Genomic DNA, 23894 nt, shown 5'->3' on the forward strand with positions numbered 1-23894 from the left:
ATTGACAAATTGCGAAATCAAATTGGTTCAGGAGCTGTAACTCGGGATATTACTGCGCGAGAAGCATGGGATTTCCATAGTGTTGTTTTTAATCAAAATGGGCTAAGTAAAGATGCATGGACATTAAATAGTCTATTTTAGGTGATGCAAGATGATACTTCTAGAAAAGCGTATTGAAGTACAGTATTAGAGTCTGCAGGAAATTTTACACTAGAAGCAGAGTTAGCTGCTCGTACTTATTTAACTATGAAATGGTGTGCCGGTTTTGCTAGTGATGAAGATGCACCTATATATGACTCTTGGACAGATCGCTTAGTTGAGTGGGATATTGCATGGGAAGGCTTAGATGGGATAGCTAAAACCTCTATTGCATGGTATTACGATGATGTTGTTCCATGGTCAGAATCAATTGGAGCAGATATTGTTGATTTCGTTAATACAGTACAAGTTTCTGTACAACGTCGTGATCCTCTCACTCCAGATCTTGATGGTGATGGCCTGGAAACGGTTGGTATTAATTTAGCCAACCCTAGTCTATTTGATCACGATGGTGATGGTAATAAAGCAGCAACAAGCTGGATTAAACCTGATGATGGTGTAGTTGATGTGAATGATGCCAACTTTGCTAATTTGAGTGTTTGGCGAGATTTAAACAGTGATGGCATTTCACAAGAAGGTAGACTTAAAACGCTAGATGAAGCGGGTGTTGTTTCTATTTATGTAGAAAGCACTGAAAACTCACAACCCCTAGCTAATGGTAACCTTCTTGCTGATATTGGTACTTATGTTCGTAGTGATGTAGTGGTCAACTAATCCCGGACAGTATTTTAAGTTTTTCTTCCGCAATTACGGGTGGCATGCCGTCATTGAAGGTATGAGGGCGTTGCCGGTTGTAGTAGTTCATCAAGTAGTCGCCAATATCCTTCCTTGCATCAGGAATCGAGCGGTACCCAAGTGAAGGGACCCATTCGCTCTTCAAGCTTCGGAAGACCCGTTCCATCGGGGCGTTGTCCCAGCAATTTCCCCGGCGACTCATGCTTTGCTCCATTCGGTAACGCCAGAGCCGCTGACGGAATAATCGACTGGCATACTGACTGCCCTGGTCGGAGTGAAACAGAACCCCAGTTGGCTTTCCTCGCTGCTCGTAAGCACGATCCAGCGCCTTTACCACCAATTCAGCATCAGGCCGGTCTGATAGTGCCCAGCCAACAATGCGGCGGGCGTAAAGGTCCAGAACGACTGCCAGATAGCTCCATTTCTGGCCAGCCCAGATGTACGTGATATCGCCGCACCAGGCTTGGTCTGGGCGACTGACGCCGAACTCACGATTCAGTCGATTGGGAATGTCGGGCCTCTCCACTGTTGCCTGTTTGTATGCATGCGGCCCTGGCTGTTTGCAGATCAGCCCCAGTTCACTCATCAGTCGACGAACCTTGAAGCGTCCAATCAAAACGCCTTCGTCGTTGAGCATGGTGGTGATCATCCGGCTTCCTGCCGAGCTTCGACTCTTGCGAAATATCCGGTTTACATCAGCTCGCAGAACCACTCGTTCGGCATCTACTACAGACCGCCTGCGGCGATATTCGTAATAGCTGGACCGAGACACATCAAACGCTTTACAGACCATCTCAACCGGCTCCTGCTCACTCAACTGGTCTATCAGCGCGTACGATACATCTCGTCCGACATCAAGAGAGCGGCCGGAGTGCCGGACCAAACCTTTTTTAGTATCGACTTCTCCCGTTCCAGCCGCTCACAACGGGCTTCCAATTCCTGAATTCGTTGCTGTTCCAGGGTCAAAGCTTTGGATTTTGGGGTGATGCCGCCACGCTCCTCAGAGAGCTGCATTACCCATCGCCTCAAGGCATTTTCGCCGACATCCAAAGAGCGGCTGGCTTCGGCAATAGAGTACCCTTGGTCAAGCACCAGACAGGCGGCTTCCTGCTTGAACTCCGGCGTAAAAGATCGTCTTTTCCTGGTCATCAGACACCTCGCTTATGGCGGCAATATTACCACCTACGTTGGTGTCCGGAATCATTGAACCACTACGGATGGCATAGTCCAGAATGTAGCGACGGCCATCGGGTTCGATTACAAACGTGACGTCCTGCGCGAGCCTGAAGCTCTCCGTCTGATACAAATAGGTACGCAGCGCATGATCGTCCTGCTCGTCCTGCTCGTCCTGCTCGTCCTGCTCGTCCTGCTCGTCAGCAAAGTTACTTGCCAAATAGACGTGACGGTCACTATTTTCTTCGCCAGTCAATGCTGTAGCTTCGTCTATGTTCAGCTCTTGCCGCACGCCGGAGTTAACGCCAATCTCGCCCGACATGAACATATCGACTACCTTGATTTGCGCGCCATTCGCAAAACGTCCGGGTCCGGTCGCCATGAACGAAACTGCATCCATAGAAATGGGCTTTATCGCGTCAGCTTCCCGAATCCTGCTCTCGCTACTCAAATCCGCAGGCTGGGTAATTTCGCCATACAGGAACAGGTTCGTGAGTTCGACAATGCCAAGTTGGTTCCATGTGTACATAAATATTCCTTTGTTGATGATTAACGGTATTGGGTTGCAGTTTTCAGCGTTCGGGTTCCTTCACCGAATGATTCGACTGCAACACCACAGGCAGTAACCGACACATATGTGGTATAGAACGGAGTGCCGCTGAATTTCGTCATTTCTGGTTTCAGTTCATAATTCAGTTCGACCTCGACGTAATACGAATTAAGAATATTGTCAAACCAAGAGCTAGCCTGGTGATAGACGCTGCAGCATCCCGGATGGCTGCGAACATAGTCTTCTGGCGTGGACTTTGCGTCTTTCACTTTGAGCTCCCAGGTGACATCAGAGAGCGCTCCCCGGATGTACTCGTCATCGCTCAAATATTTGTCTTGAGCAAAGCAGTAGCCGGTGTAGCTCAGGCGGACGATGTGGGCAAGGTAAGCGCCGCCGGAAATCAGTACGAGAAATATCAATCCCAGTTTCAAGCGACGCATAGATATCTCCTATCGTTGGCTGGTAGGTGCTCGAATGCTATATTGAAATCACTCCCCTCCTCACCATCCATGTAGTCGTTGCCGAGACCGCCGTCTAAAAAGTCTGCACCATGGTACTGAGCTTCTACATTGGTAATGTGACCCCACCCGGTGTTACCGTCACCGTGGATATAGTCAGCGCCTTCATCGCCTTCAAGGATGTCTGCCCCGGCCAAGCCGAAGATATAGTCATTGCCTGCGCCCCCTTGCACACGGTCCGCACCCCAACTGGCGAGAACCGTGTCATCACCGGCCCCGGCGTCAATGGTGTCACCGAATGCGTCGACAATGCCCGGCATGATGCCATCTCCAAGGGTTACCGTATGTGTGCCGCTCTGGGCGCCAGAATATGTTCCCCAGGTGGCTCCGCTGGACGTCACAAGGACTCCGGCAGGCTGGCCCCAGCGACTCCACAGGTCGCTGGCACTAAGCTGCTGGCGGTTATTCAGTATGTTGGAGGCGCTGGCGATGAAGTCGTTGCCGTCGCCCCCCTGTATGTTGTCCGAGCCACCACCACCACCAATCATGTCGTCGCCTTCGCCGCCGTCAATCTGGTCGTTGCCATACCCCCCAGATAGGGCGTCGTTGCCCATCCCACCGTTAATTTTGTCATTGCCGTCGCTACCGTAGAGGGTATTGTTGGTGATTAATTCACCGCTGCCGCCTACCAGATTGCCATGGCTGTCCTGCACGTAGTACGCATCACCGGTAGCAACCACGGTCATTGGATTGTCGTTTTGGTCCAGGCGGTTGATGGGCGGGCCCTCGTTAATCTTGGTGCGCACCCGATAGTCGCCGTTCAAGGTGCTCAGGGTCTCACCGCTGTCCTTGACGTTCAGGCCCCAGCTGTTGCTGTTGCTGGTACTACCGTCAATACCGGCAAATTTCAGACTAAAAGCGCCCGTTGCATCGGCACTAAGCTCGCCCGTCTGCACCAGCGCAAAGCGAACCTCGGTCTGCCCGTCAACCAGGGTGATGATTGCGCCGTCTGCAGCTACGGTGCTGTCGCCCAGGATGGCCTGGAACTTGTCGCCCAGGCTTGCAAAAGCCAGCGTGACGGTATCGCCTGCTGTCGCGGCGGCGTTGAGGTACACGGTAAAGAATGCGCCGTTGTTCTCTGCTACGTCGGTCTGCTGGCCCTCAAGACTGGCTGGGTCGAAACCTTCGACGCCGAAGACGTTGCTACCCCCGCTTTGAACCAGAGCCACCTGATCGGTGTTGGTGAGTGTGATACCCAGATAACCGCTGCTCTTGATTTTTTCGACGTCAATGTCGGTGATGGTGATGGTGTTGTTTGCCCCCAGCGCAGTGCCACTGATGACCAGGCTCTTTCGGGCTTCGTCCAGGGTGTAGACGGTTTGGCCATTGTTGACGCTCCACTTACCCTTGTTTCCAACCAGTTTGTAGTCGGATTGTTTCGCTCCGGCAAGAGCAGCAGCGCCACCAATAATCACGCTGCCCAGACCGTCGCTGTCTGTGATGGTGTCCTGGCCTTCGCCTGTCTTGAAAACGTAAGTGTCGGTGCCTGCGCCGCCTTTGAGGGTGTCGTCGCCTGCGCCGCCATTCAAGGTGTCATTGCCAGCGCCGCCCATTAAAGCCACCGCGCCGCCGTACAGCGCACCTTGGTACTGTACCTTGTCTAAACCGTCCGCTGCATTTAGTATGCCGTTATTGGTTGGCGAAACGCCGTCATAGTAGACGAAGCGGCCTTCGGCATCTTTGTAGTCGATGATGCCTGAGGCGGCGAACCGCACCATCAGCGCGGCAAAAGAGGCCACCGGGATCGCCCTGGGCACTGGGTGCAAGAACTGGCCGTATCTGAAGAAGATATTGCCGACTTCGCTCTGGCTATTATCCTGGTCCAACCGGTTCCAGTCTTCGCCGGTCAAATTCTGTTTGTTGTCGTTGAGGAGGCTATCCTTGAAGATGATCGGCACCGTACGGCCAATACCCGAAGGGTCAATGCGGTCTTCTGTCATCCCATTGGTGACCTTTGCGGCCCATGATGTACTAACGAAGTCGAAGTCCTCATTTACCGGCACAACCTCAATGCCAAGGATCTCCCGACTGCCATTAGGATTGACGATGAACTTTGTATGTTCTTCGATTTCAAAGCCACTGGTGCCGAAGACGTAGGCTCGATCCATGTAATCATAAGCCGTTATACCCAAGTAATACTGCTGAATCGACAGTCGACCTTCTTCCGGTGTTATTTCGTAAGCATCACGCAACTCTTTAGTAGTGTAGGTTCCGGGCTGTAGCTTTTCTATGTAATCGCTGCCCGCCAAGAAGTTACGCACATAACGAAAATTTTCTACTCCCACAAAACGGCCGCCACCCGTGGTCATGTATTCGTCCAGATCAACGATCAATGGCTCTTGGCCATCGCCGGTGGGCCGAATAAGCGTGTCCGACTTCAAGTCGGCAGGGGCAGGCGGTGTTTTCTGCCCGTAGAGGTACAGACAAAGAATTTCTTCTGCAGTTGGCATAGTCATGGGATTTCCTTAAAGGTTGGTTGTTGCGTTGGTGATCGGAATATTCTGTAAGACAAAGACAGCCCGTTTTCGCCCGCGGATTGCCAAAAAAAGATGGCACCACGGTCAGATACTGCGAATACTCCAGAGCGCTTTGCTTGGATTGACTTCAGGCTGCTGAGCTTTAGCCACGAAACGGTGCTCGCCTCATTTTCATCGCCTTTGCCATCGCAGCACGCCAGGCTCAGCCCCCAGTACTCGGAGATCCAGAAGAAATGCTGGCCATAGCCGCGCAGCCGTTCCCAACGGCCAATGCGTCGCAAACCGGCTGGGTACACCTGAAGGAAGGCTTGCATTTCCTGCGGGCTTGCGGGCCGTATGCTCCGCATTGGTATGACCTCTGCCTCGCGGAGATACAATGAATACTTCGTGATTGAGGGATGGGTGACCAGAACGCTTGTCTCCAGTGCATCGATCTGCGCGTGTGTTTGGAGGAGTAGGCCGTTGGTAGTCAGGGTGGCAAGGAGTGTCGAATCCTGGATGCCTTGTGGCAAGCTCTCGGCTGTGAGATCGACTGGCAACAGCGCCAGTGATTCGCTATGACCATAGTCACGCCAGTTGATGATGACGTTCAAACGGTAATGCAGGTAAGCCTTGATGACATTCACTCTTAGTTCCTCCGCCGTCAACGAAGGGCATGCCTTGCCGCATGTGACCCTTTCATAGGCCTCGGCCAGCTCGGTGCGATTCAACATGAATGTGATCAATGCCAGGCAAAGCGCCAGTACACCCATCCAAACCGTAATGGGCCGCACGAACTTCGGCTTGGTTGCTTTGTTGGGTTCAGGTTGCTGGCTCATGTGCGGCTCACTGTTGCGGCCTTAACGGATCCATTCAAGATTAAAGGGGGATGCTGCCCTTTTATTCCTTTTTCAGCATTAAAAAATCCTGTAGCACCCTGTTGAGGGTCGTCAGTGGCTATTGAATTCATTGTATTTTCTTCCTGTGGTTGATCGTATTTCTGTATTGCATGTGCCACCCTACCGCTCCCGCAAACTCTCACTCCCCGCCCGCTGCACCGGACTCAAGAGGTACTCAATAATCCGGCGCTGCCCGGTCTTGATCTCCGCTGTGATATTCATGCCCGGACTCAACTTCACCCGCTTGCCGTCAATCAGCATGTCTTTCTCGCTCAAGGTCAGCCGGGCCGGGTAGTAGGAGCCGTTCTTCTCATCGGTCACCGCATCGGCCGTCACGATGTCAACCCGGGCCTGCACTGTGCCGTACTTGGTATAGGCAAAGGTCTCCAGCTTCACCGCCGCCATTTGTCCGACGCTGACAAAGCCAATGTCCTGATTGGCAATGCTCACCTCGGCTGTCACCGTGCTGCTATCGGGCACCACAATCATCAGCGCCTGGGCACTGGTCACCACACCGCCCACAGAGTGAATCGCCAGCTGCTGGATGACGCCATCCACCGGAGCGCGCAAATGCGTCAAGCGTTCACGCTGGCTGGCTTTGCGCAGCTCGCCTTGCAACTGGCTGTACTGGGAGGCCGCCGTGGCGTGGCGGTCGCTTAAGGTGCGCAGGGTCTCAAAGCGGTAGGCGGCCTTGGCGGACTCGGTCTCGCGGGCCGTGGCCTGGACTTCAAGCAAACGAGCGCGTTGGGTCGAGAGGTCGCGCTCAAGCTCGATGCGCTCCCTGGTTTTGTCCTGCGTGGCGTGCCCGGAGACGTAGCCTTGGCCCACCAGTCGCAGGTAGTCGGCTTCGCGGATTTGCGCCATCGGCACGGTGGCTTCGAGCTTGGTGATGGTCGCCTGTACGGTGCCTATCTCCAGTTGGCGGTGCGCTGCTTCGGCGTCAAGTTTGCCCAGTTGGCCGCGGATGTCTTGCCATTCGGACTGCAGTTGCGCCTGGATGGCCTGGGTCGCTTGCGGGTCCATGACCGGACGCGCCTCCCCTGTCAGTTGCTGCAGCACCGGGGTGGGGAGTTTGGACTGGGCCAGTGACTGCAGCAGCGCCCGGGTGCGCATTACCTCCGAGGCCTGCGTTTTGAGTTGCTCCTGCACACTGGCTTTGTCGGCTGTGGCCATGGTCGGGTCGAGTTCGACCAGCACTTGTCCGGCCTGTACCCGATCCCCGTCTTTGACGAGCACTTTACGCACCACGCTGGCCTCTAACGGTTGGATGACCTTGGTGCGTTCACTGACAATGATGCGACCCGGTGCCACCGCCACAATGTCCACCCGCCCGAAGATAGTCCAAAGCAGGACCAGCACAAAGAGCAGCATCAGACCCCAGGCCAGTCGGCGCGGGGCCGGATGAACCGGAGTTTCCTGCAAACTCAAGGCGGCGGGTAAAAAAGCAATTTCATCGGCCATGCGACTGGGGCCGGCCAACTCAGTGCGGTGCGCCCAAGCGGCCTTAAAGACGGCTTGATAGCGCGCCAGGAGTTCGCGCACCGGATGCACCGGATGTGGGGGCGGCGTGGCTTCACTCATGCGGGGCCACCTTCCGTCGCGCCTTCCGTTGGTTTGCCGCCATCTTGCAGACGCCACAAGTGCGCGTACAAACCTTGCGGCTGTTTCACCAAAGCTTCATGCGAGCCGATCTCCACAATCTGGCCTTTGTCCATCACGATGATCCGGTGGGCCTGACGCACCGAACTTAAACGGTGCGCGATGATGAGCACAGTGCGGCCCTGGCAGATCGGAGCCATGTTGTGCTGGATGATGGCCTCGGACTCGTAGTCCAGCGCGCTGGTGGCTTCATCAAGGATCAGAATTCGGGGGTTGGTAAAGAGGGCGCGCGCAATCGCCACGCGTTGGCGCTGACCGCCGCTTAAAGAACTGCCCTGCTCGCCGACCACAGTGTCGTAGCTCTCGGGCAATTCGCTGATAAACTCATGCGCCCCGGCGAGTTGTGCCACCTGGATGACGGCCTCGATCGGTGCGGCCGGGTCGGTAATGGCGATGTTTTCTCTGACCGAGCGGTTAAAGAGCAGGTTGTCTTGCAGCACGACGCCGACCTGACGCCTGAGCTGTGCAGCGTCAATCAGGCTGATGTCGATGCCGTCCACCAACAAGCGCCCGCCCTCGGGCGTGTACAGGCGCTGCACCAGTTTGGTCAGGGTGCTTTTGCCGGAGCCCGAACGCCCGACGATGCCGATGACTTCCCCGGCCTGAATGTCCAGACTGATGGTGTTTAACACCGGCGGCGCTTCCGGGCGGTAGCGAAAGGTGACCTGGTCTAGCGTGATGCGCCCCACCAGGCGCGGCAACTGTGCGGTGCTGCTGGGGGCGACTTCGGTGCGGGTGTTGAGAATGTCGCCCAGGCGCGCCACCGAGATGCCGGTTTGCTGAAAGTCGGTCCAGAGTTGGGCCATGCGCATGATAGGCTGGCTAACGCGCTGGGCAAACATGTTGAAGGCGACAAACTGGCCCACCGTCAAGTCATTGCCCATGACCAGATGCGCGCCGTACCACAGCGTGGCGGCATTGACCAGCTTGCCGATCAGGTTGACGCCCTCGTTGGCCAGGGTGGCGAGGTTCTGGGATTTGAAGCTGGCCGAGACATAAGACGCCAATTGGCTATCCCAGCGTTTGCCAAAAGCGGGCTCCAGTGCCGAGGCTTTGACGGTCTGGATGCCGGTGACGGTCTCCACCAGCATCGCCTGGTTTTCGGCCCCCCGGGCAAACTTGACATCCAGGCGTTGACGCAGGATCGGAACCACCGCCAGGCTCAGCCCAAAGTACAACGGCAGACTGATCAGCACGATCAAGGTCAGCGGCACGCTGTAGATCAGCATCACCCCGATGAAGACGACCGAGAAGAAGACGTCCAGCAAAACGGTCAGGGCGTTGCCGGTGAGAAAGGCGCGGATGTTTTCGAGTTCACGCACGCGCGCCACCGAGTCACCCACGCGCCGGGACTGGAAGTAGGCCAGGGGCAGTTGCACTAGGTGGCGAAACAAGCGTGCCCCCAGTTCGACATCAATGCGGCTGGTGGTGTGGCTGAAGACATAGGCACGCAGGGCACTGAGCACACTCTCGAAGATAACCACAATCACCAGCCCGATGACCAGCACGTCCAGCGTGGTCATTCCTTTGTGCACCAGCACTTTGTCCATCACCACCTGAAAGAACAGCGGGCTGACCAGGCCGAAGAGTTGCAGCATGAAGGAGATCAGCAAGACCTCACCGAGCAGGCGTCGGTATTTGACCAGCGCCGGGATGAACCAGGAGAAGTCGAACTTGGCGAGTTCACCGGCTTCGCTTGCCCGGCTGCTGATGAGGATGAGTTGGCCGCTCCAGCGGGCGGCAAAGACGTCGATCGGCTCGATGGTGGGGCGGGCACTGCTGGCGTCCTGAAGCAAGACCCGCTTGCCGTCGCTTTGCGCCAGGATCACCAGGCGCAAGGATTCATCAGTTGTGCGCATCAGCGCCAGCGCCGGCAAGGCGGTGAGTCCCAGGCGCTCAATGGCGGTGCGCACCAGTTTGGCTTTGAGGCCGATGTGCTGGGCGGCGCGCAGCACATCGGAAGGGGTAAGCCGGTCGCTACCCGATAAGCCCAGTTGATGCGCCAGCGTGGCCGGGTCGGCAGCGGTTTGGTGCAGGCGGGCGACGGCGCACAGGACGGCCAGAGGGTCAGCGTTGCTGGATTGTTGCTTGTCTGTGCTCGCGCCATTGATCGCCAGCAGACTTGAATTGGATGACATACGAGCCTCCTCTGATGACCATCCCTATTGGGTGGTCTTGTTTTTTTGCAGTGTACTTTACTGAAAACTGTGCTAATTTTTTTATAAATAATGACTGGCGCAAGCCGCGTAAAGTCATGGTGAAACCCGCTTGAGCGGATGTCGCCCGCCGGTGCGCCGCACACGTTTGCCGGTGTTGCGACTGCCCACCGACTTGATGAGGACCTCCGACAAGGTGCGCGCCCTTCGCCGGGCGGGGATGCAGATTGGCGCACACACCGTGTCGCACCCGATTCTCGCCACGCCGGATCGGGCCACGGCCTATTCTGAAATAGCCATCAGCAAGCACGTCCTTGAGAACTTGTTGGGAGAACGCGTGAGTCTCTTGGCCAACACCGATGTGTTTCAACTGGCGGGCTTGAGGGCCATGTTATGGACGCATGAACATCACATTCGGGAACCCCTATTGCAGGGAACAGGGGTTCCATTCTTCACTTGCGAGGTCTACTGCCAATTGGCCACAATCACCGGCGTCAGTGCCGCTGCATAGTTCGCAGACAGGGTGGTCTGCCCAGCCGCTGGAGGTGCAAACCCCGCCATTGCACTCACCAGGTTTTGCACCTGGCTGTCCAGCAGCGTTTGGCCATCACTGGTCTTGAACTGCTCCACATGGTGTGCATCCCCCAGATACCAGTTGCTCAGTGAGAACTGGTCGTCGGTGCCGATGAGGCTGACCTCCAGGTCGTTGCCATCCTGGCGGAACCACAGTTGATCGGTGCCGATGTCTGCGCCAAACTGGGCGACGTCGGTGTGACCTGCCGTTGTGTCGCTCTCCACGATCGTGTCGGCCCCTGCGCCCCGGCCCAGCTGGTAGGTGTCGCTGCCCAGTCCACCACTCAAGGTGTTGTTGGCGCTGTTGCCGCTGAGCACGTTGTCCAGGGCGTTGCCCGTGCCGTTGATCGCGGTACTCCCGGTGAGGTTCAGGTTCTCAACATCACTACCCAAGATGTACGTGATCGACGCATTCACCGTGTCACGTCCTTCGTGGGCGCTTTCACTCACGGTGTCGCCTGCCGAGTCCACGCAGTAGAGGTCGTCGCCTGCGCCGCCGGTGAGGATGTCATCACCGGTGCCGCCGTCAAGGAGATCGTTGCCATGGCTGGTGGTGATGGTGTCGTTGCCGTCGCCGCCTTCGATCGTGCCAGTGCCCCCGATGGCGGTCATGGTGTCGTGGCCTGTGCCGCCAAAGATCGTGTACCGGTCACCGGTGTCCGTGATGGTGTCGTTGCCCGCACCGCCGTCGATAACGTCGTTGCCGCCAGTGTCCGTGATGGTGTCGTTGCCGTCGCCGCCGTAGAGCGTCGCATGGCTGTTGCCGGACGTGATCGTGTCGTTGCCGCCTTTGGCATCGAACCAGGTGGTATCCGACGCCAGCGTGACCGTCTCTGACGCATCGGTGCCGGTGATGGTTGTTGTCGGATTGGTTGGCGTGGTCGGGTTAGTCAGGTCGGTGAGCTTGGCCGCTGTCCATACCGTGCCGTCGGCAAACTGCACTTGCTCGGTCTGATCACTGCTGTTATCCCAGTTTTTAAGGGTGATCTGGTCGGTGGCTGCTGCGTTGTTGGGGTCGTTGACTTTGATCACCAGGTCAAAGCCCAGGTAGCTCGCCGTGATATCGCCAGTCGCAATTCCGACTCCGAACACTAGCTTGTCTGCGCCGGAAACATTGAAGTCGTTGATCGTATCCTGACCATCGCCGCGGCCAAATAAATACATGTCCGCACCTGCTCCGCCGGTGAGGGTGTCGTTGCCCTTGCCTCCGGTAATCTTGTCGTTGCCCGAGGTGCCACGCACGGTGTCGGCATTGTCTGTGCCAGGTATCTCGATAGGTACGGCTTCAATCAACTGTGCGATGGTCATCGTGGTGCCATCAGAGAACTGCACTTCATCGATAGGCGAGGTACCGCTCAGGTTGTCGTAGTCCACACCATCAAGATGTATCTCACTGCTGCCCGAGGCGTTACTAATCACCAGAGAGCCAAGCGAGAGATGTACCGAATTGAGGTTAAAGCCACCTTCGAGAACAAGCGTGTTCCAACCTGCTACGTCCTCGATATGCTTGATACCGCTGCCCTGCGCCACATAATAAGTGTCGTTGCCATCGCCGCCTTGCAGCATGTCGTTGCCAGTACCGCCGTCCAGGATGTCATCACCGCCGCCACCGAACAAAGTGTCGTTGCCATCGCCGCCATCCAGAGTGTCGTTGCCGTGAAACTCGGCTGCAACTTCGAACAGGCTGCCGTCGCCGCTGAGATAATCGTCACCAGCGCCGCCGATCAAAAGATCGTCACGCCCTTGCCCAAACAGCCGGTCGTTGCCGTCGCCGCCAACCAGAATGTCATTGCCGTGGAATGCGCCGCCCAACTGAGTCGCGACAGAATCACCCTGTAATAAATCCGCCCCATTGCCGCCCAACAGTATGTCGTCTTTGCCACCACCGATCAGGGTGTCGTTACCGTCGCCGCCGTCCAGAATGTCGTTGCCATGGTATTGCCCGGCGAGATGCACCTCGCTATCGTCGTCCCCGAACAACATGTCGTTATCTTGGCCACCGTACAGCGTATCGTCCGCTCCACCGCCGACTAAGATGTCGTCACCATCGTCACCATTCAGAATGTCACTGCCGTGAAAGTTGCCGTCCAACTGGGCTTGTCGGTCATCACCAAACAAAATGTCTGCACCAACGCCGCCAGACAGGGTGTCATCTTTGCCGCCGCCGACCAAGGAATCGTTGCCCTCCTCGCCATAGAGAGTGTCGTTGCCATGAAATTCGCCCGCCAAGGCTCGGTCATCACCAAACAAAATGTCTACACCAACGCCGCCGCTCAAGATGTCGTCCCCGCCGCCGCCGTCCAGTGTGTCATTACCGTCGCCGCCATAAAGAGTGTCGTTGCCGTGAAACTCGGCTGCAACTTGGGACAGGTGGCCGTCGCCGTTGAGATAATCGTCACCAGCGCCGCCGATCAAAAGATCGTCACGCCCTTGCCCAAACAGCCGGTCGTTGCCGTCGCCGCCATCCAGAATGTCATTGCCGTGGAATGCGCCGCCCAACTGATTCTCGTTAGAATCACCCTGTAATAAATCCGCCCCATTGCCGCCCAACAGTATGTCGTCTTTGCCACCACCGAGCAGGGTGTCGTTACCGTCGCCGCCGTCCAGAATGTCGTTGCCATGGTATTGCCCGGCGAGATGCACCTCGCTATCGTCGTCCCCGAGCAAGATGTCGTTATCTTGGCCACCGTACAGCATATCGTCCCCTCCACCGCCGACTAAGCCGTCGTCACCATCGTCACCATACAGAATGTCACTGCCGTGAAAGTTGCCGTCCAACTGGGCTTGTCGGTCATCACCAAACAAAGTGTCTGCACCAACGCCGCCCAACAGTATGTCGTCTTTGCCACCACCGGTCAGGGTGTCGTTACCCTCCTCGCCATCGAGAGTGTCGTTGCCATGAAATTCGCCCGCCAAGGCTTGGTCATCACCAAACAAAGTGTCTGCACCAACGCCGCCGTACAGGGTGTCATCTTTGCCGCCGCCAATGAGGTAGTCGTCACCGAGACCGCCGTCTAAAAAGTCTGCACCATGGTACTGAGCGTCTACAGAGTCAACGTAACCCGGCCGGGTGGTACCGTCACCCTGGATATAGTCATCGCCTTCACCGCCTTCAAGGATGTCTGCCCCGGCCAAGCCGAAGATATAGTCATTGCCTGCGCCCCCTTGCACACGGTCCGCACCCCAACTGGCGAGAACCGTGTCATCACCGGCCCCGGCGTCAATGGTGTCACCGAATGCGTCGACAATGCCCGGCATGATGCCATCTCCAAGGGTTACCGTATGTGTGCCGCTCTGGGCGCCAGAATATGTTCCCCAGGTGGCTCCGCTGGACGTCACAAGGACTCCGGCAGGCTGGCCCCAGCGACTCCACAGGTCGCTGGCACTAAGCTGCTGGCGGTTATTCAGTATGTTGGAGGCGCTGGCGATGAAGTCGTTGCCGTCGCCCCCCTGTATGTTGTCCGAGCCACCACCACCACCAATCATGTCGTCGCCTTCGCCGCCGTCAATCTGGTCGTTGCCATACCCCCCAGATAGGGCGTCGTTGCCCATCCCACCGTTAATTTTGTCATTGCCGTCGCTACCGTAGAGGGTATTGTTGGTGATTAATTCACCGCTGCCGCCTACCAGATTGCCATGGCTGTCCTGCACGTAGTACGCATCACCGGTAGCAACCACGGTCATTGGATTGTCGTTTTGGTCCAGGCGGTTGATGGGCGGGCCCTCGTTAATCTTGGTGCGCACCCGATAGTCGCCGTTCAAGGTGCTCAGGGTCTCACCGCTGTCCTTGACGTTCAGGCCCCAGCTGTTGCTGTTGCTGGTACTACCGTCAATACCGGCAAATTTCAGACTAAAAGCGCCCGTTGCATCGGCACTAAGCTCGCCCGTCTGCACCAGCGCAAAGCGAACCTCGGTCTGCCCGTCAACCAGGGTGATGACTGCGCCGTCGGCGGCTACGGTGCTGTCGCCCAGGATGGCCTGGAACTTGTCACCCAGGCTTGCAAAGGCCAGCGTGACGGTATCGCCTGCTGTCGCGGCGGTGTTGAGGTACACGGTAAAGACTGCGCCGTTGTTCTCTGCTACGTCGGTCTGCTGGCCCTCAAGACTGGCTGGGTCGAAACCTTCAACGCCGAAGACGTTGCTACCCCCACCTTGAACCAGGGCCAGCTGGTCGGTGTTGGTGAGTGTGATGCCCAGATAACCGCTGCTCTTGATTTTTGCGACGTCAATGTCGGTAAGGGTGATTGTGTTGTTCGCCCCCAGCGCAGTGCCACTGATGACCAGGCTCTTTCGGGCTTCATCCAGGGTGTAGACGGTTTGGCCATTGTTGACGCTCCACTTACCCTTGTTTCCAACCAGTTTGTAGTCGGATTGTCCCGCTCCTGCAAGAGCAGCAGCGCCGCCAATAATCACGCTGCCCAGACCGTCGCTGTCTGTGATCGTGTCCTGGCCTTCGCCTGCCTTGAAAACGTAAGTGTCGGTGCCTGCGCCGCCCTTGAGGGTGTCAGAGCCAATGCCACCAACTAAAACGTCGTCGCCTGCGCCGCCATCCAGGGTATCGGCACCTGCATTGCCCATGAGTAAATCTTTGCCTTTATTGCCCTTCAATATGTCGGCACCCGTGCCGCCGATCATCAAGTCCTCTGCACCGTTGGTTTTGAAGTTTCCAGTCTCATAGGCCAAGCTATCAAGGGTGCCACCGGTGTTACCGTTGAGGTAGATGTTGGTGGATATCCATTGCGCATCCTGCAGCTTGGCGGCGAGTTCGGGGTTTGTGGTGCGTAGGTCAGTTAGGAGGGCGGTTTTCGCGGGATTGAGGGCTTCGACGAGGGTGGGTACCTGTCCGAGTCCGGCAAAAGCAACTGCAGCACCCAAGTCACGATTTGCAGCAGCAACCCTATTTCCATCAGTGGCTGTCAATCCGTTAGGAGGAGAGCCAAACTTCTCCTCGTAGGCCATGATGGCCACGCGATTCTTTTGCAGCATCCAAAAGACGTTTTGAACTTCGTTGGGAGTGGCATTGGCGGGGTCAGAAAACGGACCGATGTATTGCGCTTCCGCAAAACGCCGCTTGGCAAGGCCAGCTCGGAGATCTAATGCAGCACCACCATTGGAGTCATAACGAATCTGAAACCATGCTTCTGCGCGGTCGCCTGTCCACAGCGCATTGGTAAGGCCGGGGCCAATCAACGTTTGTGCGTTATAGGCAAGTGAGAGCAAACCCGCCATCTCGCGTGTGTTGTCCAGCGCTGCGTATAGGGCATCGCCATTCGACTGTTGCAAATGGGTGCCAAATCGCTCTTTGACGGCGTCTTTGGCACGCTGTAACTCGGCACCAAACAGGGTTTCCGCCTCTGAGTCAGTGATAGGGGCTGCAGTCCAGCCTGTGCGGAACTGGGTGATGAGGGTGTCGGCTAGCGTCGTGTTAGGGCTGTTTAGGGCATTTCTAATGCCAACCAACTGCCTGTCTTGCCCATCTGTAAGCGCAATGCTTACAGACGCCAAATCTTGTGCGAGAGAACCTAAAACACTCCACGCCCCGTCTGCGCCCTTCCGAAGAAACGTGAAGCCGAATCCCAGAGTAACGGTATGGTCGCCAACATTGGTTGGAAGCGCCAAATTACTTCCCTCGCTCCCTTGAATTAGCCGACGGGCAACGGCATCTTGATTTGCAATAGTATGGATAACAATGGTCATGACGAATTCCTTTGATAGGTTACTTATTGACAGTTTCTTCTGCATAGGTTTCCCAAAGACAGAAGGTTTTCGATTTCATTTGCGTTTCGCGTTTCGGTTCAATTTGCTCAGCGCCAAAGAAAACATTACGAGTCATATCCCATGCCACCAACTTGCCTTGATAGCTTGTCAAGGCTGATTGTTGGCCTTGGTAGTCATTTCTTAACTTCATAGAATCGGTCCACACGGAAATGCCGTTTGTATGCGCACAAATATCTAGATTCACCCAGGAATAGCCCTTTCTTCCGGAGCCCGTTTTTTCCACATACTCTGACCAATACACGAGTTGGGATTCGGGAAATGGATTCACGCGCTCGGGTAGCACATAGACGCGAAAGGGTGGCGCACCTGCCGATCCATTAAACCCAAAAAACTTCCATGCATGGTTGGCTCCTTCATCAACTGCGCAGTGCTGCAAATTATTGTTCAGTGTCGGGCCAAGTTTTTTGGCTGCAATGCGCTCATTCTTTTGTCTTTGAGTCTTGGGAAGATCCAAATTCCAAATCGGGTAGTCAAAGTCTAATACCGCCACCGGCTCAATGGCCTTGAAGTCCTTGTGATTCAGCAAGTCATCCAGCATGCGTTCGCAGAACGCTGCTGAGCTTTTAGGTTTGCCATCCGGGCCGCCGCCGAGTCGGCGCGATTTTTCCTGGCTGATGAGGATTCGAACTGCATCCAGCCGCTGTGCCTCGGTTTCAATGGGCAGCTTTTTGACAGATTGAGTTTGAGAAATCGCGTGCGGCGCGGTCAAGCAGCAAACGAGTGACAAGACGGTTAGGGATGGACTGAAAGCTAGTTTGATGATTGGATTGGCCATGGTTTTTTCCCTTAGTTAGTGTGTTTCGTTGTTGTGGATTTACGTTGCAGCCGACGGTAGCTGCCGGTGGGTGCCCAGTTGATGTAGCGGACGGGAACAGGTGAGCTTGCTCTAGTGCGCGACAGCTCAACCAGCACCCCACGGGTTGCACCTATCTTCTGTCTATCCGGAATCGGACCGGCGGCCCCTCAGACCATTCCACGCTGTAGTTCAGCTCGGTATTTTTTGAGTAGATGATGTCTGCGTCCCGGCTGAAATAAAAATGTTTAAACGGGCCAAAGAGAGATTCGGGGCTTGGCGACGAGTAGCGCAAGCCGCTATGGCTGTACGCACAACCACGTTGTTTCACGGGCAGGATGCGCATATTGCACGCGTGCAATTGGGTCGGGGATGCCGTCGTTGTTGATGTCCACCTCGGTCAGCCACATCTTGACTTGCCCTGCAGCACGTAACTCGGCGGTTTCTTTAAGCCAGTTTTGCCACTTCTGTTCCATTTCCAATGTGTTATTTTTATACTCAACGCGGTCTTCAAACTCCACCGAAAGATCTTTAAATGCCCTTTCTGCGATATCCAAATCCAGCGGCACTTCTTTCCACTCTGGCCGAGAGAACTCAGGATATTTTTCTGACAAACGCGGCGCACACTCATCAAAATCCAATTTGCGAAATTGATTGAGGTTTTTCGTAGAGGGGATACAGACCGGGTCTTCACTACACGTCAAGAAATATTCGCCCTCGAATCCTGCCTTTCGTTCGATTTCAATCTGTTGTGGGGTTAACGCTTTTACCGGCTGTGCCAGTGCCGGATTGCCTGTGCAAATGGATGCCCCTTGCAGGCTTAGACTGAGTAGCAGGGGCGCGCGTCGACGGGGTTGGACGTGTGCTTTCATAGGGAAAGACTCCAAGTGTTTTTTTGTACCGCGTGCGCCGTCATGTGGTGGGAGCAATAGTGTTGGCGGGTAGGCCTTGCAAAGGCCAGCGTGACGGTATCGCCTGCTGTCGCGGCGGCGTTGGGGTACACGGTAAAGAATGCGCCGTTGTTCTCTGCTACATTGGCGGCCGTGCCCATTAGACTGTGGACCAGTCCAGAGTCCGCATCCTTGCCAATATGCGCCTTCATGCCGAAGTACCACTCGTTGCCTTTTTTGGTCTGGTGCATTTCTGGCGGTCCGACGATTCGGTCCTGCGCCTTCGCTTTATTCTTGGTGGAGGGCGGTGCCGCAATAATAGTGGCATCCACGATCGTACCCTCACGCATGAGCATGCCGCGGTCCGCCAAGTGGCCGTTGATCTGCTCGAAGATCACCTGGGTTAAGGCCTGCTTTTCCAGTAAGTGGCGGAACTTCAACAGCGTCGTGGCATCCGGGACCGATTCCACAGCCAGGTCAATCCCAACAAAATTGCGCAGCGCCTGGCTGTCATAGATGGCGTCTTCCAGCGCTTCGTCCGCCAAGGCATACCACTGTTGCACAAAGTACATCCGCAGCATGCGCTTGAAAGGTATTGGGGGGCGGCCCCGTTTACCGCGCGAATCAGGATAGTAGTATGGTGAAAGAGCTTTCAGCCGCCTCGGCTAAGGCACGGCCTGCTCCATTTCTGCCAAAAATCGCTCACGGCGGGTCGTCTTTTTCTTGGCAGCAAACTCTGCCTAGGCGAAACTCGTTTGCTTCATGACAGTCTCTGGCTATTCCTGCGGATGAGGTACCATTTTACCAAACCGACAACGTGAGAAGAATAAATCAGTGTTTCCTTAGTGATCTCGATCAAATTAAAACAGATATGGCTAATGGTTACATTGACAAATTGCGAAATCAAATTGGTTCAGGAGCTGTAACTCGGGATATTACTGCGCGAGAAGCATGGGATTTCCATAGTGTTGTTTTTAATCAAAATGGGCTAAGTAAAGATGCATGGACATTAAATAGTCTATTTTAGGTGATGCAAGATGATACTTCTAGAGAAGCGTATTGGAGTACAGTATTAGAGTCTGCAGGAAATTTTACATTAGAAGCAGAGTTAGCTGCTCGTACTTATTTAACTATGGAATGGTGTGCCGGTTTTGCTAGTGATGAAGATGCACCTATATATGATTCTTGGACAGATCGCTTAGTTGAGTGGGATATTGCATGGGAAGGCTTAGATGGGATAGCTAAAACCTCTATTGCATGGCATTACAATGATGTTGTTCCATGGTCAGAGTCAATTGGAGCAGATATTGTTGATTTCTTTAATACAGCACAAGTTTCTGTACAACGTCGTGATCCTCTCACTCTAGATTTAGATGGTGATGGCCTGGAAACGGTTGGTATTAATTTAGCCAACCCCATTCTATTTGATCACGATGGTGATGGTAATAAAGCAGGAAAAGGCTGGATTAAACCTGATGATGGTATAGTTGATGTGAATGATGCCAACTTTGCTAATTTACGTGTTTGGCAAGATTTAAACAGTGATGGTATTTCACAAGAAGGTGAACTTAAAACGCTAGATGAAGCGGGTGTTATTTCTATTAATGTAGAAAGCACTGAAAACTCACAACCCCTAGCTAATGGTAACCTTCTTGCTGATATTGGTACTTATGTTCGTAGTGGTGGTTCAAGATCTGATGTGGGTAGTGTGTCAGCTGAGTTGGGTGATATTGATTTAGCTGAAAACACGTTTATTAGTCAGTTTACCGATAGTATTCCTTTAACGCCTGAAGCTGAAGCTTTGCCTGATATGAATGGTTCCGGTCAGGTACGTAACTTGCGTGAAGCGGCAAGTTTAAGTCCTACACTTGCTGTAATACTGACACAGTATGATGTGGCGACTACACGTGATGAACAATTGGCGTTGCTTGATGGGTTATTAACCGAGTGGAGTCAAACCTCTGAGCTTGCAGTAATAGCTGATGGTGCTTATGACGGCTTGCCGACAAATATTTCTGTATCCGGTTTTGCGGAAGGCTCAGCAGGCTACGATGAATGGATCAATAAGCTACAAATTCTTGAACGTTTTAATGGCCGTACCTTTGTTTCACCTGCTGACGGTGCGACAGAAGTAAATCTTAATTTTTTTGCTGCACGCCGTAACTTCCTTGATCAATCTTATGAGTCATTACGTCAATCCGTTTATGACGGTTTGTTATTACAAACTCGACTAGAACCTTACTGCGTATTCCAGACCAAGGTTGCCACTGATTCCAGTCGAAGCCTGCCACCCATTCCACGCGAAAGCTGCCACTGATTCCACGGCAAAGCTGCCACCCCGGCAGGCTGCCTGACTCACCCCATCGAAACCGTCCGGCGCGGGATAACTTAACGGTACTCTGAGTCTTTTCATCCGGAGAAGACCCGATGCCTGCGAAGAGGTTATCCATGCGTAAGATCAAAGAAGTCCTTCGCCTCAAATGGGAGCGAGGGCTGAGTAATCGACAGATTGCGGCGGCCTGCGGCGTCAGCCGCCCCACGGTAAGCGAGTATCTTCGGCGTTTAGCCGAGGCCGGTCTGAGCTGGCCATTGCCGGAGGATCTGGGTGAGGCTCGCCTTGAGCAGCTGTTGTTCCCACCCCCTCCAGACTTGCCGGCTCAGGTCCGGGGCATACCGGACTGGCATCAGATCCACGACGAACTGAAGGGTCAATACGTCACTCTGTTCCTGCTCTGGCAGGAGTACCGGCAAGCGAACCCGGAAGGGTATCAGTACAGCTGGTTCTGTGAGCACTACCGGGCCTGGCAGGGCAAGCTGGACCTGGTGATGCGCCAGGACCATCGAGCGGGTGAGAAGCTGTTTGTGGACTACGCCGGCCAGACCGTGCCCGTCATTGACCGCACCACCGGAGAGATCCACGAGGCGCAGGTCTTTGTGGCGGTGCTTGGGGCCTCCAACTACACCTACGCCGAAGCCACCTGGAGCCAGAAGCTGCCGGACTGGATCGGCTCCCACATCCGGGCCTTCGAATTCCTCGGGGGTGTGCCGGAACTGGTGGTTCCGGACAACCTTAAATCCGGTGTTACCAAGGCCCACCGCTACGAGCCAGACCTCAACCCGACCTACCAGGACATGGCCGCCCATTACGGCGTAGCCGTGGTCCCCACAAGGGTCCGAAAGCCCCGAGACAAAGCCAAGGTGGAAGGCGGTGTGCTGATCGTCGAACGCTGGATCCTGGCGGCGCTGCGCCACCGTCAGCACTTCTCCCTGGGGCAGCTCAATGCAACCCTCCGTGAGCTGCTGGAGAAGCTCAATCGCCGCCCCTTCCGAAAGCTGCCCGGATGCCGGTGCGACCACTTCGAACAGCTGGACAAACCCGCCCTACAGCCCCTGCCAGCAGAGCGTTATGTCTACGCGGAGTGGAAGAAGGCCCGGGTGAACATCGACTACCACATAGCCGTTGACGGGCATTATTACTCGGTGCCCTACACCCTGATCAAAAAGGAAGTGGAGGTCCGGATCACCCACAACATCATTGAGTGTTTTTACCGGGGCAACCGGATTGCTAGCCATCGCCGCTCTGACCAGAAGGGACGGCATACCACCATCGCCGCCCATATGCCCGAATCCCATCGGCAGGCCGGTGAGTGGTCGCCGGAACGGTTGATTGCCTGGGCGGCCAAGACCGGGCCCGCGACGGAAAAGCTCATCCGCACCGCCCTGGGTGCCCGAAAACACCCGCAGCAGGCCTACCGCTCCTGCCTGGGCATTCTCCGGCTGGGAAAGAGCTACGGCGAGGCACGATTGGAAGCCGCCTGCCGTCGAGCCCTGATGCTGGGTAGCTGCCGCTACAAAAGCATTGAATCCATTCTCAAACACCGCCTGGACCAGAAGCCCCTGGAAGAGCAGCAAGAGCTGGCCTTACCCGATACCCACGACAACATCCGCGGCCCGGCCTACTACCACTGAGGGAACCTGACATGCTGAAACATCCGACTCTGGACAAACTCCATGCCCTCAAATTGACCGGCATGGCCGCTGCACTGGCTGATCAGTCAGCCACGCCCGACATCACAGAACTGAGCTTCGAGGAACGCCTTGGACTGCTGGTTGACCGGGAGATGACCGAAAGAGACAACCGACGCTTGACCAGCCGGCTGCGCCGGGCTGGACTGCGACACACCGCCGTTCTCGAAGACCTGGATTACCGGAACTCACGCGGCCTGGATAAGGGATTAATCCAATCCCTGGCAAGCTGCCAATGGGTGAAGGAACACCTGAATGTGCTCATTACCGGCCCCACCGGTGTTGGCAAAACCTGGCTGGCCTGTGCACTGGCGCACAAAGCCTGTCGGGAAGGCTACACCGCCCAGTACGTTCGCCTGACCCGGTTACTACGAGAACTGACCATCGCCAAAGGAGATGGTCAGTTCCCCAAACTGCTAGCAAATCTCGCCAAAGTCGATGTACTGATCCTGGACGATTGGGGGCTCATGAAACTGAGCGCAGAGAACCGAAGAGACTTGTTGGAAGTGCTGGAAGACCGTTACGGCCGTCGTTCCACCATCGCCACCAGCCAACTCCCTATCGACGAATGGCATGACGTCATCGGTGACGCCACTCTGGCGGATGCCATTCTGGATCGGCTGGTTCACAACGCCTACAAGATCAATCTCAGGGGTGAGTCCATGCGAAAACGACAAGCAAAGTTGACGGGCACCACCGCTTTGGAGTAACAATGAAATCCCCGCGTCGCTACGCTCCGATGGGTGGCAGCTTTGCTCCGGTCCGGGTGGCAGGCTTCAGGTGGAATGGGTGGCAACCTTCAGCGGTTTACGCACCTTACCTTGATACACTAATTTTAGCTTTAACTGCTGATGGTTTAGGGATTTATTTTGCTGCCAGTGATGCCGCATTCCAAACACGTTTTGATGAAGCAACAGGTGAAGCAGTGCGTGACTTACTTGATATGCAACGCATCGTTGGCACAAATATAACGCGTATGGGTTGGGATGGAGTTGATTTCACTTTACAACCTGAACTTGTCTCTGCCTTGAATGACTTTGGTTATTCTGGCTTTAGAATTAATGGTGATGGTACGAATGCCAGTGAAGTGGTAATTGGAGATGACACAGATACAGTACTTAATGGTTTAGGTGGTAACGATTTACTCTTAGGTGGTGCAGGAGATGACACACTTAACGGTGGAATAGGTAATGTGTAGTGGTTCAATGATTCCGGACACCAACATAGGTGGTAATATTGCCGCCATAAGTGAGGTGTCTGATGACCAGGAAACGACGATCTTTTACGCCAGAAGAGTTCATACAGGAAGCTGTATGTCTGGTGCTTGATCAGGGCTACACTATTGCCGAAGCCAGCCGCTCTTTGAATGTCGACAAAAGCGCCCTCAGGCGATGGGGTGAAAATCATGTAGGATCATAATAAAGTTGGTAACTAGACGCCGCTGTAGCCCGCATTTTTCCGCACTGAAAAAGCCGCGATAGAAAATTAAGTTGGTAACTTCAGAGTGAGTTTAAGTAGCGGAGCTGGCACTGCGTGATAATAAAGTCGGTAACTATTAAACTCAGGCTTTTCCACGATTTCCAATGTTC

The 23894-nt window shown here is 55.0% G+C and carries 14 protein-coding genes and 3 pseudogenes; 6 read left to right on the forward strand and 11 right to left on the reverse strand.

Annotated features, from left to right (window positions below):
- Positions 1–246: 246 nt before the first annotated feature.
- The gene (locus MIH19_RS22150) at positions 247–813 is read left to right on the forward strand and encodes a hypothetical protein (protein WP_249006911.1); all 567 of its coding nucleotides are present in this window, start codon (positions 247–249) and stop codon (positions 811–813) included.
- Here the strand turns inward: MIH19_RS22150 and MIH19_RS22155 are convergent.
- From MIH19_RS22155 to MIH19_RS22210, 11 genes and pseudogenes are all read right to left on the reverse strand, one after another.
- Positions 806–1983, reverse strand: a pseudogene (locus MIH19_RS22155) (IS3 family transposase). The gene MIH19_RS22150 and the pseudogene MIH19_RS22155 overlap by 8 nt on opposite strands.
- The gene (locus MIH19_RS22160; RefSeq protein ID WP_249006912.1) at positions 1919–2536 is read right to left on the reverse strand and encodes a hypothetical protein; all 618 of its coding nucleotides are present in this window, start codon (positions 2534–2536) and stop codon (positions 1919–1921) included. The pseudogene MIH19_RS22155 and the gene MIH19_RS22160 overlap by 65 nt, the downstream one beginning before the upstream one ends.
- A 20-nt stretch (positions 2537–2556) precedes the next feature.
- Complete coding sequence (locus MIH19_RS22165) at positions 2557–2997, reverse strand: hypothetical protein (protein WP_249006913.1); 441 nt, start codon at positions 2995–2997, stop codon at positions 2557–2559.
- Entirely contained in the window at positions 2985–5531 is a 2547-nt protein-coding gene (locus MIH19_RS22510; RefSeq protein ID WP_283164077.1) for a calcium-binding protein, read from the reverse strand. Before MIH19_RS22510 ends, MIH19_RS22165 begins: the two co-directional genes overlap by 13 nt.
- Entirely contained in the window at positions 5528–6370 is an 843-nt protein-coding gene (locus MIH19_RS22180) for a hypothetical protein (RefSeq protein ID WP_249006914.1), read from the reverse strand. The genes MIH19_RS22510 and MIH19_RS22180 overlap by 4 nt, the downstream gene beginning before the upstream one ends.
- 180 nt (positions 6371–6550) lie before the next feature.
- Entirely contained in the window at positions 6551–8011 is a 1461-nt protein-coding gene (locus tag MIH19_RS22185) for an HlyD family type I secretion periplasmic adaptor subunit (RefSeq protein WP_249006915.1), read from the reverse strand.
- A complete protein-coding gene (locus MIH19_RS22190) occupies positions 8008–10227 on the reverse strand; it encodes a type I secretion system permease/ATPase (protein ID WP_249006916.1) in 2220 nt (739 codons plus the stop codon). Before MIH19_RS22190 ends, MIH19_RS22185 begins: the two co-directional genes overlap by 4 nt.
- Before the next feature lie 483 nt (positions 10228–10710).
- Entirely contained in the window at positions 10711–16515 is a 5805-nt protein-coding gene (locus tag MIH19_RS22195) for a calcium-binding protein (RefSeq protein ID WP_249018611.1), read from the reverse strand.
- Between the two features lie 19 nt (positions 16516–16534).
- Positions 16535–17371, reverse strand: a complete 837-nt coding sequence (locus MIH19_RS22200) for a hypothetical protein (protein ID WP_249006918.1) — start codon at positions 17369–17371, stop codon at positions 16535–16537.
- A 317-nt stretch (positions 17372–17688) separates the two neighbouring features.
- Positions 17689–18261: a hypothetical protein gene (locus tag MIH19_RS22205; RefSeq protein WP_249006919.1), complete on the reverse strand. Its 573-nt coding sequence runs from the start codon at positions 18259–18261 to the stop codon at positions 17689–17691.
- A pseudogene (locus MIH19_RS22210) lies at positions 18258–19043 on the reverse strand (IS5 family transposase). Before MIH19_RS22210 ends, MIH19_RS22205 begins: the two are co-directional and overlap by 4 nt.
- Before the next feature lie 263 nt (positions 19044–19306).
- Between MIH19_RS22210 and MIH19_RS22215 the strand changes: the two are divergent.
- The 5 genes and pseudogenes from MIH19_RS22215 to MIH19_RS22235 form a co-directional block, all read left to right on the forward strand.
- Positions 19307–20596: a hypothetical protein gene (locus tag MIH19_RS22215; protein ID WP_249018612.1), complete on the forward strand. Its 1290-nt coding sequence runs from the start codon at positions 19307–19309 to the stop codon at positions 20594–20596.
- Positions 20597–20706: 110 nt separating this feature from the next.
- Positions 20707–22248 carry an IS21 family transposase gene (gene istA / locus MIH19_RS22220; protein ID WP_249006921.1) on the forward strand — a complete coding sequence of 514 codons (1542 nt, stop codon included), beginning with the start codon at positions 20707–20709 and terminating at the stop codon, positions 22246–22248.
- 11 nt (positions 22249–22259) lie between these two features.
- A complete protein-coding gene (gene istB, locus MIH19_RS22225; protein ID WP_249006922.1) occupies positions 22260–23015 on the forward strand; it encodes an IS21-like element helper ATPase IstB in 756 nt (251 codons plus the stop codon).
- A 2-nt stretch (positions 23016–23017) separates the two neighbouring features.
- Entirely contained in the window at positions 23018–23503 is a 486-nt protein-coding gene (locus tag MIH19_RS22230) for a hypothetical protein (RefSeq protein ID WP_249009082.1), read from the forward strand.
- 62 nt (positions 23504–23565) lie between these two features.
- Positions 23566–23700 (forward strand): annotated as a pseudogene (locus tag MIH19_RS22235) (transposase); the annotation flags it as partial.
- Positions 23701–23894: the final 194 nt, after the last annotated feature.

Source organism: Marinobacter sp. M1C (genome assembly GCF_023314135.1).
GTDB lineage: Bacteria > Pseudomonadota > Gammaproteobacteria > Pseudomonadales > Oleiphilaceae > Marinobacter.